General features: G+C 52.0%; 13 protein-coding genes. 9 read left to right on the forward strand and 4 right to left on the reverse strand.

Translation table 11 applies throughout. The annotated features are described in order from the left end of the window. Window positions 1-48 precede the first annotated feature (48 nt). Together cobO and N7922_RS11695 are read right to left on the reverse strand one after the other, a co-directional pair. The gene (gene cobO, locus N7922_RS11690; protein ID WP_263100680.1) at window positions 49-639 is read right to left on the reverse strand and encodes a cob(I)yrinic acid a,c-diamide adenosyltransferase; all 591 of its coding nucleotides are present in this window, start codon (window positions 637-639) and stop codon (window positions 49-51) included. Further along, entirely contained in the window at window positions 636-1,394 is a 759-nt protein-coding gene (locus tag N7922_RS11695) for a YciK family oxidoreductase (protein WP_263100681.1), read from the reverse strand. The genes cobO and N7922_RS11695 overlap by 4 nt, the downstream gene beginning before the upstream one ends. Window positions 1,395-1,620: 226 nt before the next feature. Between N7922_RS11695 and sohB the strand changes: the two genes are divergently transcribed. Next, window positions 1,621-2,667 (forward strand): protease SohB, encoded by a 1,047-nt coding sequence (gene sohB / locus N7922_RS11700; RefSeq protein ID WP_263100682.1) that lies wholly within the window; start codon window positions 1,621-1,623, stop codon window positions 2,665-2,667. 34 nt (window positions 2,668-2,701) lie between these two features. On the opposite strand, the gene N7922_RS11705 is transcribed toward sohB, so the two are convergent. After that, the gene (locus N7922_RS11705) at window positions 2,702-2,953 is read right to left on the reverse strand and encodes a YciN family protein (protein WP_263100683.1); all 252 of its coding nucleotides are present in this window, start codon (window positions 2,951-2,953) and stop codon (window positions 2,702-2,704) included. Window positions 2,954-3,352: 399 nt separating this feature from the next. Between N7922_RS11705 and topA the strand changes: the two genes are divergently transcribed. The 5 genes from topA (at window position 3,353) to acnA (ending at window position 10,853) form a co-directional block, all read left to right on the forward strand. After that, window positions 3,353-5,950, forward strand: coding sequence for a type I DNA topoisomerase (topA, locus tag N7922_RS11710; RefSeq protein WP_263100684.1), 2,598 nt, complete (start codon window positions 3,353-3,355; stop codon window positions 5,948-5,950). A gap of 182 nt (window positions 5,951-6,132) precedes the next feature. Further along, window positions 6,133-7,107, forward strand: a complete 975-nt coding sequence (cysB, locus tag N7922_RS11715) for an HTH-type transcriptional regulator CysB (protein WP_088237632.1) — start codon at window positions 6,133-6,135, stop codon at window positions 7,105-7,107. Window positions 7,108-7,424: 317 nt separating this feature from the next. Beyond that, window positions 7,425-7,586 carry a YmiA family putative membrane protein gene (locus N7922_RS11720; RefSeq protein ID WP_082794169.1) on the forward strand — a complete coding sequence of 54 codons (162 nt, stop codon included), beginning with the start codon at window positions 7,425-7,427 and terminating at the stop codon, window positions 7,584-7,586. A gap of 308 nt (window positions 7,587-7,894) precedes the next feature. Then, window positions 7,895-7,993, forward strand: a complete 99-nt coding sequence (gene ymiC / locus N7922_RS11725; RefSeq protein ID WP_263100685.1) for a small membrane protein YmiC — start codon at window positions 7,895-7,897, stop codon at window positions 7,991-7,993. A 184-nt stretch (window positions 7,994-8,177) separates the two neighbouring features. Continuing rightward, on the forward strand, window positions 8,178-10,853 hold the full coding sequence (gene acnA / locus N7922_RS11730; RefSeq protein WP_263100686.1) for an aconitate hydratase AcnA: 2,676 nt from the start codon (window positions 8,178-8,180) through the stop codon (window positions 10,851-10,853). Window positions 10,854-10,901: 48 nt separating this feature from the next. Here acnA and ribA read toward each other — a convergent pair whose 3' ends face one another. After that, window positions 10,902-11,489, reverse strand: coding sequence for a GTP cyclohydrolase II (ribA, locus tag N7922_RS11735; RefSeq protein ID WP_061496194.1), 588 nt, complete (start codon window positions 11,487-11,489; stop codon window positions 10,902-10,904). Between the two features lie 196 nt (window positions 11,490-11,685). Between ribA and pgpB the strand changes: the two genes are divergently transcribed. From pgpB to lapB, 3 genes are all read left to right on the forward strand, one after another. Continuing rightward, window positions 11,686-12,450, forward strand: a complete 765-nt coding sequence (pgpB, locus tag N7922_RS11740; RefSeq protein WP_263100687.1) for a phosphatidylglycerophosphatase B — start codon at window positions 11,686-11,688, stop codon at window positions 12,448-12,450. Between the two features lie 141 nt (window positions 12,451-12,591). Next, window positions 12,592-12,900 (forward strand): LapA family protein, encoded by a 309-nt coding sequence (locus tag N7922_RS11745; protein WP_263100688.1) that lies wholly within the window; start codon window positions 12,592-12,594, stop codon window positions 12,898-12,900. 6 nt (window positions 12,901-12,906) lie between these two features. Further along, window positions 12,907-14,076: a lipopolysaccharide assembly protein LapB gene (lapB, locus tag N7922_RS11750; protein WP_263100689.1), complete on the forward strand. Its 1,170-nt coding sequence runs from the start codon at window positions 12,907-12,909 to the stop codon at window positions 14,074-14,076. Window positions 14,077-14,167 lie beyond the last annotated feature (91 nt).

Below are 14,167 nucleotides of genomic sequence, written 5' to 3' on the forward strand. Positions count from 1 at the left end.
AGCCCCTTTTTTATTGCAGGAAACGGCAGTGAAAAACAGGGCGCTGTATTAATAATCGATGCCGATTTGCGCTTTTACGCCCGCTTCGAAGGCATGTTTGACCGGGCGTAATTCACTGACCGTATCAGCAATTTCCAGAATATCCCGGTGACAACCCCGGCCGGTAATGATCACTGTCTGCGTCACCGGGCGGTTTGTTAATGCCGTCAGCACTGTCTCCAGTGGCAGATAATCGTAGGCCACCATATAGGTCAGCTCATCCAGCAATACCAGATCAAGCTGCGGGTCCGCCAGCATACGCTCGGCATGTTGCCATACGGCGAGGCATGCTGCGGTATCGCTTTCGCGGTTTTGCGTATCCCAGGTAAAACCGGTCGCCATGACCTGAAACTCTACGCCCAGCGGTTCCAGTAAGTTACGCTCGCCGTTCGGCCAGGTGCCCTTAATAAACTGAATGACGCCCACTTTTTTGTCATGCCCAACCGCGCGGGACGCGGTGCCGAATGCGGCGGTGGTTTTGCCCTTACCGTTGCCGGTGAAGACAATAATAATCCCGCGCTCATCTTGTGCCGCGGCAACGCGTGCATCAACACGATCTTTTACCCGCTGCTGGCGCTGTTGATAACGTTCATCGCTCATTGTGAAATTCCTGGTTTGCGCCCGGGCTGCGCATCAAAGCTCATGCCCGTTTTGCGGCGGCTGTCATCGCCCATCAGCCACAGGTAAAGCGGCATGATATCGGCAGGTGTTTTTAGTTTTTGCGGATCTTCCGTCGGGAAAGCACTGGCGCGCATGTTGGTGCGTGTACCGCCTGGATTGATGCAGTTGACCCGTAATCGGTTCTGGTACTCCTCTGCCAGTACTTGCATCATGCCTTCCGTCGCGAACTTCGAGACGGCATACGCGCCCCAGTTAGCACGCCCTTGTCGCCCAACGCTGGAAGAGGTAAACACCAGCGAGCCACTTTCAGATCGCAGTAATAAAGGAAGTAGCGCTTGGGTGAGATAAAACGTGGCGTTAATATTGACCTGCATGACCTCATCCCAGACGGCGGGAACCTGTTCGCTCATCGGTACGACATCGCCCAGCACGCCTGCATTATGCAGTACGCCGTCGAGGCGTGGCACATCAGCGGCAATGGCCTCTGCAAGTTGTTGGCAGGTTTGCGGTGTGCAGGTTGCCATATCCAGTGTGAACCACTGCGCGTGCTGGCCTTCTTGTTCACGGATAGTCTGCGCGACCTGGCGCAATTTTTCTTCATTACGCCCCAGCAGGATGACGCTGGCGCCGTAACGGGCGTAAGTCAGGGCCGCTTCTTTACCGATACCATCGCTGGCACCCGTCACAAGAATGATTCGGTCGTTTAAAAGATCGCGTTGTGGCTGATAGTGCACGCTGTCTCCTCAGGCCCGGGCCTGTATTTCACATCATATGTTGGCTTTATGCCTTAAACAGAGGGGCATTTCAATCGGTCAAGCGGAGAGTTGGACAAGGTTTACGCCGCAGAGTCGTAAAAAATTCAGTCACATGCCGCAAAAGGTCAATCGCTTACGCGAGACGCGCCGAAAGGGCTCATGTACACTGGAGCGATTGTTGAGTGGTGTAATCGAGGTGGTACGCGTGGAATTACTGTCTGAATATGGTTTGTTTTTGGCCAAGATCGCGACCGTAGTTGTGGCGATTGCGGTGGTCGCGGTGCTTATTGTTAACCTGACGCAGCGTAAGCGCCAGCGGGGTGAACTACGGGTCACTCGTCTGAGCGATCAATATAAAGAGATGCAGGAGGAGATGTCCGCAGCATTGCTGGATGACCACCAACAGAAACAGTGGCAAAAAGCGCGCAAGAAAAAGCTGAAGCTGGAGGCTAAAGCGGCAAAAGCGAGAGCCAAAGCCGGGGCAGCGGATGAAAAAGGGGAATCCCGCGTTTATGTGCTGGATTTTAAAGGCAGTATGGATGCCGGTGAGGTTAGCGCCCTCCGTGAAGAGATCACGGCCGTGTTGACGGTAGCGAAGCCGCAGGATCAGGTGATTGTCCGTCTGGAAAGCCCTGGCGGCGTGGTTCATGGTTATGGTCTTGCTGCATCGCAGTTACAGCGCCTGCGTGACAGGCAGATCCCGCTGACTATCGCCGTGGATAAAGTGGCCGCCAGTGGTGGCTATATGATGGCCTGCGTGGCGGATAAAATTGTCGCCGCGCCGTTTGCCATCATCGGCTCGATTGGCGTGGTTGCGCAGATCCCGAACTTTAACCGCTTCCTGAAAGGGAAAGAGATCGATATCGAACTGCATACCGCCGGGCAGTTTAAACGCACGCTGACGCTGTTAGGTGAAAACACAGAAGAAGGGCGGCAAAAATTCCGTGAAAGTCTGAACGAAACTCACGATCTGTTTAAAGGCTTCGTTAGCCAGATGCGTCCTGGTCTGGATATTGAAAAAGTGGCGACCGGCGAACACTGGTACGGTTCGCAAGCGCTGGAGAACGGCTTAATTGACGCGATTGGCACCAGCGATGAACTGCTGCTCGGGCTGCTCGAAGACCATGAAGTCATTGGCATTCGTTATCAACAGCGGAAGAAACTGATGGAGCGTTTTACCGGCAGTGCGACAGAGAGTATCGACCATTTGCTGATGCGCTGGTGGCAGCGAGGGCAAAAACCGCTTATGTAAACAAAAACGCGAGGCTTCGGCCTCGCGTTTTTGTTTAATCAATCAGATGATATTTTTCAGAGAGTTCGTGAGCTAAGTATTTGAACATATTAAATACCGCTGTGCTTTTCGCCGTCGGCAAACCCTGTTCATCCAGATAGTATTCACCGCTGAACACCAGTACACCGTTACGCTGGGTAACATTTGTGGCCTCTATACCGGCAAGGGTATCTTCATGATCGCGGATAAGTTGATTAGCCAGTTCAAGCAGAGCCTGGCGGTCAATAGGCTGAGATGTACCTTGCATTTTTCTACTCCTTAAAAATTCTGTCAGTCTACGCCGGGCACCGCTCAGGAGCAAATTTTCCCTGTTTTTGCAATGGGTTTGCTCAGCGGTTGTGCTGGCGTGATTTGATTTTGCATGCTAATAAAGTTGCGTAACAAATTTTATCAGGTACAGTGTGACGCTTTCGTCAATCTGGCAACAGATTTGCTTGACATTCGACCGCAACATCGTCGTGCACCATCGCCATCAGGTTAAAAAGCCTGTCAGGTCAGTCACATAAACGCTTTGTTTAACGCGCCTGGCTCAGCGTTGGGGTTGATATCCTGCGACGACGCCGCTATATCTGTGAGGCGCTTCGGCAGGGGGTGTGAAGCAAAGTGCGATGTATTGCTGGAAGAATTTAATTAGGTAAAGGTGAATATGGGTAAAGCTCTCGTTATCGTTGAGTCCCCGGCAAAAGCCAAAACGATCAATAAATATCTGGGTAATGATTACGTGGTTAAGTCCAGCGTAGGTCATATCCGTGATTTGCCGACCAGTGGCTCAGCACCTAAAAAGAGCGCAGACTCAGCCTCCACCAAAACGGCTAAGAAGCCTAAAAAGGATGAACGTGGCGCTCTTGTCAATCGCATGGGGATCGACCCATGGCATAACTGGGAAGCGCAGTACGAAGTGCTTCCGGGTAAAGAAAAGGTCGTTTCCGAACTGAAATCCCTGGCGGAAAAAGCCGACCACATCTATCTCGCAACCGACCTTGACCGCGAAGGGGAGGCCATTGCATGGCACCTGCGGGAAGTGATCGGGGGTGATGAAAAACGCTACAGCCGCGTTGTATTTAACGAAATCACCAAAAATGCTATTCGTCAGGCGTTTGAAACGCCAGGCGAACTCAACATCGACCGTGTCAATGCGCAGCAGGCGCGCCGTTTTATGGATCGTGTTGTGGGCTATATGGTTTCTCCGCTGTTGTGGAAGAAAATCGCCCGCGGTCTGTCGGCCGGTCGTGTGCAATCCGTTGCTGTGCGTCTGGTGGTTGAACGCGAGCGCGAGATCAAAGCCTTTGTCCCGGAAGAGTTCTGGGAAGTTGACGCGACGACGGCGACGCCGGGCGGTGATTCACTGCCGTTGCAGGTCACGCACGAGGGTGATAAAGCGTTCCGTCCGGTAAATCGCGAACAGACCATGGCAGCCGTAAGCCTGCTGGAAAAAGCGCGTTATACCGTACTCGAAAGAGAAGATAAACCGACCAGCAGTAAACCTGGCGCGCCGTTTATCACCTCTACACTGCAACAAGCGGCAAGCACGCGTCTTGGTTTTGGCGTGAAGAAAACCATGATGATGGCGCAGCGTCTGTATGAAGCAGGTTACATCACCTATATGCGTACCGACTCTACCAACCTGAGTCAGGACGCGGTGAGCATGGTGCGCACCTATATTACGGACAATTTCGGTAAAAAATATCTGCCGGAACATGCCAACCAGTACGCCAGCAAAGAGAACTCTCAGGAAGCACACGAAGCGATTCGTCCTTCCGACGTCGCTGTTCTGGCGGAATCCCTGAAAGATATGGAAACCGACGCGCAGAAGCTTTATCAACTGATCTGGCGACAGTTTGTAGCCTGTCAGATGACGCCTGCGCAGTATGACTCCACCACGTTGACCGTGGGGGCGGGCAATTTCCGCCTTAAAGCCCGCGGCCGTATTTTGCGCTTCGATGGTTGGACGAAAGTGATGCCTGCGCTGCGTAAAGGCGATGAAGATCGCACGTTGCCGGCAGTGAATAAAGGCGACGAATTGTCGCTTATCGAACTGACGCCTGCGCAGCACTTTACCAAACCGCCTGCGCGCTTTAGTGAAGCGTCTCTGGTAAAAGAGCTGGAAAAACGCGGTATCGGTCGCCCGTCCACCTACGCGTCAATCATTTCGACGATCCAGGATCGCGGTTATGTGCGCGTTGAAAACCGTCGTTTTTACGCTGAGAAAATGGGTGAAATCGTCACCGATCGCCTGGAAGAAAATTTCCGCGAACTGATGAATTACGACTTCACCGCTCAGATGGAAGACAGTCTGGACCGTGTAGCCAATCATGAAGCGGAATGGCGCAAAGTGCTGGACAGCTTCTTTGGTGACTTCTCCCGTCAGCTTGAACAGGCGGAACAGGATCCGGAAACCGGCGGTATGCGTCCGAATCAGATGGTTCTGACCAGCATCGACTGTCCGACCTGCGGTCGCAAAATGGGTATCCGTACTGCCAGCACGGGGGTATTCCTCGGCTGCTCTGGCTATGCATTGCCGCCGAAAGAGCGCTGCAAAACCACCATTAACCTGGTGCCGGAAAACGAAGTCCTGAACGTGCTGGAAGGCGATGATGCAGAAACCAACGCCTTACGTGCCAAACGTCGCTGCCAGAAATGCGGCACGGCGATGGACAGCTACCTGATCGATCCGAAGCGTAAACTGCATGTCTGTGGTAACAACCCAACCTGCGATGGCTACGAAATCGAAGAGGGTGAGTTCCGCATTAAAGGCTATGACGGCCCGATTGTTGAATGTGAGAAATGTGGTTCTGAAATGCACCTGAAAATGGGGCGTTTCGGTAAATACATGGCTTGCACCAATGATGAGTGTAAAAACACGCGTAAAATTCTGCGCAATGGCGAAGTTGCGCCGCCGAAGGAAGATCCGGTGCCGCTGCCAGAGCTGGAGTGTGAAAAATCGGATGCGTATTTCGTGCTGCGCGATGGCGCGGCTGGGGTGTTCCTTGCAGCGAATACCTTCCCGAAATCACGTGAAACCCGTGCGCCGTTGGTAGAAGAGCTGTTCCGCTTCCGCGATCGTCTGCCGGAGAAACTGCGCTATCTGGCCGATGCACCGCAGCAGGATCCTGAAGGCAATAAGACAATTGTGCGTTTTAGCCGGAAAACGAAGCAGCAGTACGTTGCCTCGGAAAAAGATGGCAAAGCGACGGGATGGTCTGCATTCTATATCGACAATAAATGGTCTGAAGCTAAAAAGTAATAAATTTCAGTCACATACCCTCAAAAAGGCCGGATATCCGGCCTTTTTTATTCCTCCATTATTATTCTTTGTTCGCTGCTATACACAGATGCTATAAATGATATAGTGGTTATAGCTATCTGCTTTTTTATTATGAAATCGTATTAAGCGATTACCCGTTTGCGCAATCCGGATGGTCTGTTATGAAATTACAACAGCTTCGTTATATCGTTGAGGTGGTGAATCACAATCTCAACGTCTCTTCAACGGCGGAAGGGCTTTACACCTCTCAGCCGGGTATCAGTAAGCAAGTCCGCATGCTGGAAGATGAACTTGGCATACAAATTTTTGCCCGCAGCGGCAAGCATCTTACTCAGGTCACCCCCGCAGGACAGGAAATCATCCGAATTGCACGTGAGGTGTTGTCCAAAGTCGACGCGATCAAATCGGTGGCAGGGGAACACACGTGGCCGGATAAAGGCTCGCTGTATGTTGCGACCACGCATACACAGGCGCGTTATGCGTTGCCTGGCGTGATAAAAGGCTTTATTGAGCGCTATCCCCGGGTGTCGTTGCATATGCATCAGGGGTCGCCGACACAAATTGCCGAGGCCGTTTCTAAAGGCAATGCGGACTTTGCGATTGCCACTGAAGCGCTGCATTTATATGACGATTTGGTGATGTTGCCATGCTATCACTGGAACCGCTCGATTGTGGTGACGCCCGATCATCCGCTGGCTGCCAGGCAGTCGGTGAGCATTGAAGAACTGGCGCAATATCCATTAGTGACCTATACCTTTGGTTTCACCGGTCGTTCTGAACTGGATACCGCCTTCAATCGCGCCGGTTTAACGCCGCGAATTGTCTTCACCGCCACAGATGCAGACGTTATCAAAACTTATGTAAGGCTGGGGCTTGGCGTGGGTGTGATTGCCAGTATGGCTGTCGATCCGGTATCGGATCCTGACCTCGTGAAACTGGATGCGCACGAGATTTTCAGTCATAGCACGACCAAAATCGGCTTCCGCCGTAGCACCTTCTTGCGCAGCTATATGTATGATTTTATTCAACGCTTTGCGCCGCATTTAACGCGTGATGTTGTCGATACTGCTGTTGCATTGCGTTCTAACGAAGATATAGAAGCAATGTTTAAAGATATTAAGTTGCCACAGAAATAATGACGAAGGGTATCTTCGGTATTGAAAAGATACGCTTAACTCTGCCCAAAGTTAAATTAGAATTATCTTCATCTAATTTCTCAATCACCCGCCCGGGTGATTGAGCTCACAATGCTAAGCCCGCACTGTCGCTAATTTGTGACAAAAATAGAAACTAAATTGCAGCTCTGCAAATTTCTCACTTCAATTATTTATTTCGGGTCAAAAGATTAAATCTTTCTTTGGAAATGGTGAGTAAATTCACTGGATTTTCGGCTAAAGTTCTTTTAGGATTTGTCTCAACCCATGATTAATTTTACCGATTGTTGGTGTTCAAAATGATAAGTGATGTCGATTGTACGAGGTTAGCAATGCCATCAGGAAGTGAAGAGCCGCAAAGGGACCCTGAGCTTAAGCGTAAAGCCTGGCTGGCGGTATTTCTTGGCTCTGCCGCATTTTGGGCAGTCGTTGCGTTATTGATCTGGAAATTCTGGGGTTAAAATGGCAATAGCAGGCCGATTCGAACCAGTGAAACATGTATGTCAACTTCATGACACGCCTACAAAAGCGAAAAAGAAACCTGTGACCGCTATTCCTGCTTCATGGAAACTGTCACCGCAGCAACAAGCTTTTATAGACGCCTTTGCAGAAGACACGACCAGGAAACAATAAATATATCATCAGAATAAACAGGGAGAATTATCTCTTTATTCTATGAATGGTCTTTTGTACTCATTGATTAATACACGGCATAAATGAATTGAGTAGTAACTCAGTTTTAATGAATAGATTTTCTGGTAATAGATTCATGCATAATGGTTACGGAATGAAATATTGGTCGTGGATGGGTGCGTTTTCTGTTTCTGTCCTTTTCTGGAGTGAGCTCGTTTGGATGCTCCTCCAGTAATCAAGTAATCTCCTGAAAAACCTCGCATCTGCGAGGTTTTTTTATTTCTGCTCCTGCCGTCCGCTTTTGCCGTATGTGGCAATTTGGGTTGTTATCAAAACGTTACGATAAGTTTGTGTTATCTTTAATTACAGACCCTGAAGACTATCAGGGCTTCGCAATCCCTGTGATTAAGGAGGAGCATATGTCGTCGACCCTACGCGAAGCCAGTAAGGATACATTGCAGGCAGAGAATAAAACCTGGCGCTACTACAGCCTGCCGCTGGCCGCAAAGGAACTTGGGGATATCTCGCGATTACCCAAGTCACTCAAAGTGTTACTCGAGAACCTCCTGCGCTGGCAGGATGATGATTCCGTAACGGAAGAAGATATTCGTGCTCTGGCCGGATGGTTGAAAACGGCCCATGCTGACCGTGAAATTGCCTATCGTCCGGCAAGGGTGTTAATGCAGGATTTTACTGGTGTGCCCGCCGTGGTGGATTTGGCGGCCATGCGTGAAGCGGTAAAACGCATGGGGGGCGATACGGCGAAAGTAAACCCGCTTTCACCCGTCGATTTAGTGATTGACCATTCCGTGACTGTCGACCATTTCGGTGACGACGAAGCATTTGAAGAAAACGTGCGTCTCGAAATGGAACGTAATCATGAACGCTATGTTTTTCTGCGCTGGGGCCAGCAGGCATTCAGCCGTTTCAGCGTGGTGCCGCCCGGCACCGGCATTTGTCACCAGGTTAATCTCGAGTATCTCGGCAAAGCCGTGTGGAGCGAATTACAGGATAAAGAGTGGGTCGCTTACCCGGATACGCTGGTCGGCACTGACTCACACACCACCATGATCAATGGTCTCGGCGTGCTTGGCTGGGGCGTGGGCGGTATCGAAGCGGAAGCTGCGATGCTTGGACAGCCTGTTTCAATGCTGATCCCGGATGTTGTGGGCTTCAAACTGAACGGCAAATTACGTGAAGGGATTACCGCGACGGACCTGGTGCTTACCGTGACGCAGATGCTGCGTAAACACGGTGTCGTCGGTAAGTTTGTTGAATTTTATGGCGATGGTCTGGACGCGTTACCGCTTGCGGATCGTGCAACTATCGCCAATATGGCGCCGGAATATGGCGCAACCTGCGGCTTTTTCCCCATCGATGGCGTGACACTGGAATATATGCGACTTAGCGGGCGCAGTGAAGAGCAGGTTGCGCTGGTGGAGGCCTATGCAAAAGCGCAAGGGATGTGGCGCAATCCAGGGGATGAACCGGTGTTTACCAGCACCCTGGAACTGAATATGCAGGATGTTGAGGCAAGCCTGGCTGGCCCCAAACGTCCGCAGGATCGCGTTGCACTCAGCGATGTTCCTAAAGCCTTTGCCGCCAGCGCCGAACTGGAACTGAACACCGCGCAAAAAGATCGGAAACCGGTCGATTATGTTCTGAACGGTCACCCATATCAGTTGCCGGATGGCGCGGTTGTCATTGCCGCCATTACTTCCTGCACCAACACATCAAACCCCAGCGTACTGATGGCTGCCGGTTTGCTGGCAAAAAAAGCGGTAACCCTCGGGTTGAAACGCCAGCCGTGGGTAAAAGCATCACTGGCGCCGGGATCGAAGGTGGTCTCTGACTACCTCGCGCAGGCGCGTTTAACACCGTACCTTGATGAGCTTGGCTTTAACCTTGTTGGCTACGGGTGCACCACCTGTATCGGTAACTCCGGTCCGCTGCCGGAGCCGATTGAACAGGCTATCCGCCAGGGGGATCTTACGGTGGGGGCGGTACTTTCCGGTAACCGTAATTTTGAAGGGCGCATTCATCCACTGGTCAAAACAAACTGGCTGGCATCACCGCCGTTGGTGGTGGCGTACGCGCTGGCCGGGAATATGAATATTAATCTGGCTACCGATCCGTTGGGGCACGATCGCAAAGGTGATCCGGTCTATCTGAAAGATATCTGGCCATCCAGCCTGGAGATTGCCCGGGCGGTTGAGCAGGTTTCGACGGAGATGTTCCGCAAGGAGTATGCCGAAGTCTTTGAAGGCACGCCGGAGTGGAAAGCGATTGAGGTTGAACGCTCGGACACCTACGGCTGGCAGAGCGACTCAACGTATATTCGTCTTTCGCCCTTTTTTGACGATATGGGTGCGCAACCTGAACCGGTCAAGGACATTCACGGTGCGCGGATCCTCGCCATGCTGGGGGATTCGGTGACCACCGATCATATTTCGCCGGCAGGCAGCATTAAAGCGGATAGTCCGGCAGGGCGCTACCTGCAAAGCCATGGCGTGGAGCGGCGCGACTTTAACTCCTACGGTTCCCGGCGTGGCAACCATGAAGTAATGATGCGCGGTACGTTCGCCAATATCCGTATCCGTAATGAAATGGTACCGGGTGTGGAAGGCGGAATGACACGCCATCTGCCGGGGAGCGAGGTTGTGTCGATTTATGACGCCGCAATGCGCTACCAGCAAGAGGCAACGCCGCTGGCAGTGATCGCCGGTAAAGAGTATGGCTCGGGTTCCAGTCGCGACTGGGCGGCAAAAGGGCCGCGCCTGCTGGGTGTCCGGGTGGTGATCGCCGAATCGTTCGAACGCATCCACCGCTCGAACCTGATTGGTATGGGGATCCTGCCACTGGAGTTTCCGCAAGGGGTGACGCGGAAAACGCTGGGACTAACTGGTGAGGAGAAACTCGACATCGTAGATCTCAGTGATATTCAGCCCGGCGCCGCATTACCTGTGACGCTGACCCGGGCGGATGGCTCACACGAGGTGTTGCAGTGCCGATGCCGGATTGATACGTCAACCGAACTGACGTACTACCGCAATGATGGGATCCTGCATTACGTGATACGCAATATGCTGAACTGAACAAAAAGGCCTGCATCTGCAGGCCTTTTTTACGCTGTTTGTTACACGTTACTTCAGCAGGTGGCCCATTTTCTCGGCCTTGGTGTCGAGGTAATGGGCATTTTTCGGGTTACGCCCAACAATCAACGGCACGCGCTCAACAATATTGATGCCTGCTTCGGTGAGGATTTCAACTTTACGCGGGTTGTTGGTCAACAGACGCACTTCATCGACACCCAGGAGTTTGAACATATCAGCGCACAGGGTGAAGTCTCGCTCGTCGGCGGCAAAACCAAGCTGATGGTTTGCTTCAACAGTATCGTAGCCCTGATCCTGTAACGCATAGGCGCGGATTTTATTCAGCAGGCCGATGTTACGACCCTCCTGACGATGATAGAGCAGCACGCCGCGGCCCTCTTCGGCAATATGGTTCAATGCTGCTTCAAGCTGGAAACCGCAATCACAACGCAAGCTGAAAAGCGCGTCTCCCGTCAGACACTCCGAATGCACACGCGCAAGAACGGGCAACTGCCCGGAAATATCACCAAAGACAAGGGCCACGTGATCCTGCCCGGTTGCCAGTTCTTCAAAACCCACCATCAGGAAGTCGCCCCAGGGGGTAGGCAGTTTGGCTTCTGCCACTCGTTTAAGCTGCATGTGAATCTCCGGATTATGTTGGCGCACTGCGCACCTGTAGCCTGTTGGCCTTCTGTATAAACGTATTTTGCCACAATGCCCGCATCATCGCCTACTTGTGACCAACATATTGCAGCATAAGCGCACGAATACGTTGGTTCCTGCGGGAATGCCATTTTTCAGTTATGATTGTGACGCTTACATGAAAGGAGAAGACATGCTGTCAATTGCAAAACGAACAACGGCGGGGGCGGCGATTTTACTGATCATGCCGCTGGCAGTGTGGATCTCCGGCTGGAACTGGGAACCTGGTCAGTCAAACGCGTGGTTACATTTTCTGTTCTGGATAACCGAAACGGTCTCGCAACCCTGGGGAATCATCACCCATGGCGTACTCTGCGCGTGGTTTCTCTGGTGTCTTCGTTTTCGCCTGAAGCCTGCGCTAATGCTGTTTGCCATTCTCGGCTGCGCAATTCTGCTGGGGCAGGGAGTGAAATCTTTCGTTAAGGAGCGAGTCCAGGAACCACGTCCTTTTGTTATGTGGCTGGAAAAAACGCAAAATATTCAGGTTGATGAGTTCTATGCTTTAAAACGTAAAGCCAGAGGGGAATGGGTGAAAACGCAACTCTCCGGCCAGCCTGATATTCCGGCATTTTTACGCAAACATTGGCAAAAAGAGACCGGTTTTGCATTTCCGTCCGGGCATACCATGTTTGCGGCAAGTTGGGCCTTGCTGGGTGTCGGGCTGTTATGGCCGCGCAGACGCACCTGGACCATCGCGATTTTACTGGTATGGGCAACAGGCGTCATGGGGAGTCGTTTACTGCTGGGGATGCACTGGCCGCGTGATTTGGTGGTGGCGACGCTGATCTCCTGGCTACTGGTGACGGTGGCAACCTGGCTGGCGCAGCGTCTCTGTGGGCCTTTAACACCGCCGGTTGAAGAGGTGCAGGAAATCGTCGAGCGGGACCAGGAACCTTGATTTTCGTAGGTTAGCCCCCAAATCAGAATTTAACGTCACGCATTACCATTTCGCGCCGGGCGCTAAAATGGTAGTTTATAGGGCTGGTTACTCGCAGTTGCCCATATATTCATCGCTCGGAACCACATAACGGGATGTAATGTGAAATATTTACTCATTTTCTTACTGGTGTTAGCGATTTTTGTCGTCTCGATTACGCTGGGTGCGCAAAACGATCAGCAAGTGACGTTCAACTATTTGCTCGCCCAGGGCGAATACCGCATCTCTACGCTGCTGGCAGTGCTGTTTGCTGCTGGGTTCGCAATCGGCTGGCTGATTTGCGGCCTGTTCTGGCTGCGTGTTCGCGTTTCTCTCGCGCGCGCCGAGCGTAAAATCAAACGTCTTGAGCATCAGCTTATCCCTGCGACAGATGTTCCGGCTGCTACCGGCGCACCGGCAGTGAAGGAATAATATTCTATGCTGGAGTTGTTGTTTCTGCTGTTACCTGTCGCCGCTGCCTATGGCTGGTATATGGGGCGCAGAAATGCTCAACAGACAAAGCAGGATGAGGCGAACCGGCTGTCACGTGAATACGTCGCCGGGGTTAACCTTTTACTGAGCAACCAACAGGACAAAGCGGTCGACCTGTTCCTCGATATGTTGAAAGAGGACACCGGCACCGTTGAAGCGCATCTCACCCTGGGGAATTTGTTCCGTTCGCGCGGCGAAGTCGATCGCGCTATCCGTATTCACCAGACGCTGATGGAAAGCGCATCGTTATCTTATGACCAGCGTTTGCTGGCGGTGCAGCAGCTTGGCCGTGATTATATGGCGGCCGGGATGTACGATCGCGCCGAAGATATGTTTAACCAACTGGTGGATGAAACCGATTTTCGCGTTAGCGCGTTGCAGCAGCTACTGCAGATTTATCAGGCAACCAGCGAATGGCAGAAGGCCATCGATGTTGCTGAGCGACTGGTAAAATTAGGGAAAGATAAACAACGCACAGAAATTGCCCATTTTTACTGCGAATTAGCGTTGCAGCAAATGGGTAATGACGATATGGACAGAGCAATGGCGCTGCTGAAAAAAGGTGCCGCCGCCGATCGCGATAGCCCGCGCGTCTCCATCATGATGGGGCGGGTATTTATGGCCAGCGGGGATTATGCTAAAGCTGCCGATAATCTGTTACGCGTCATTGATCAGGATAAAGAACTGGTCAGCGAAACGCTGGAAATGCTGCAAACCTGCTACCAGCAGTTGGGTAAAAATGATGAGTGGGCGGCGTTTTTGCAGCGGTGTGTGGAAGAGAATACCGGTGCAACCGCGGAACTGATGCTGGCGGAGATTAAGGAACGACGCGAAGGCCCGGACGCGGCGCAGTTGTATGTAACGCATCAGCTTCAGCGTCACCCAACGATGCGCGTCTTCCATAAGTTGATGGATTACCACCTGAATGAAGCGGAAGAAGGGCGGGCCAAAGAGAGTCTGGCCGTGCTGCGTGAAATGGTTGGCGAGCAGATTCGCAGTAAGCCGCGTTATCGCTGCCATAAATGCGGCTTTACCGCTTTTACCATGTACTGGCATTGCCCATCCTGCCGCGCCTGGTCGACGGTGAAACCGATTCGCGGCCTCGACGGGCAGTAATTTTTTAAAAGCCCGTATTTTAGTTACAACATACTTATTTGTTTGATTCTATCAATGTAGCAACAGTGCCATTTCATTGTCTGGCAGGACT

The organism is Kosakonia sp. ML.JS2a, from assembly GCF_025642095.1.
Taxonomy (GTDB): Bacteria; Pseudomonadota; Gammaproteobacteria; order Enterobacterales; family Enterobacteriaceae.

Excerpts from the sequence above, each read along its gene's own strand:
- pgpB (WP_263100687.1), top strand. The coding sequence starts at position 11,686 with ATGCTGTCAATTGCAAAACGAACAACGGCGGGGGCGGCGATTTTACTG.
- N7922_RS11720 (WP_082794169.1), top strand. The coding sequence starts at position 7,425 with ATGATAAGTGATGTCGATTGTACGAGGTTAGCAATGCCATCAGGAAGT.
- cobO (WP_263100680.1), bottom strand. The coding sequence starts at position 639 with ATGAGCGATGAACGTTATCAACAGCGCCAGCAGCGGGTAAAAGATCGT.
- lapB (WP_263100689.1), top strand. The coding sequence starts at position 12,907 with ATGCTGGAGTTGTTGTTTCTGCTGTTACCTGTCGCCGCTGCCTATGGC.
- acnA (WP_263100686.1), top strand. The coding sequence starts at position 8,178 with ATGTCGTCGACCCTACGCGAAGCCAGTAAGGATACATTGCAGGCAGAG.
- topA (WP_263100684.1), top strand. The coding sequence starts at position 3,353 with ATGGGTAAAGCTCTCGTTATCGTTGAGTCCCCGGCAAAAGCCAAAACG.
- ribA (WP_061496194.1), bottom strand. The coding sequence starts at position 11,489 with ATGCAGCTTAAACGAGTGGCAGAAGCCAAACTGCCTACCCCCTGGGGC.
- cysB (WP_088237632.1), top strand. The coding sequence starts at position 6,133 with ATGAAATTACAACAGCTTCGTTATATCGTTGAGGTGGTGAATCACAAT.
- N7922_RS11705 (WP_263100683.1), bottom strand. The coding sequence starts at position 2,953 with ATGCAAGGTACATCTCAGCCTATTGACCGCCAGGCTCTGCTTGAACTG.
- ymiC (WP_263100685.1), top strand. The coding sequence starts at position 7,895 with ATGCATAATGGTTACGGAATGAAATATTGGTCGTGGATGGGTGCGTTT.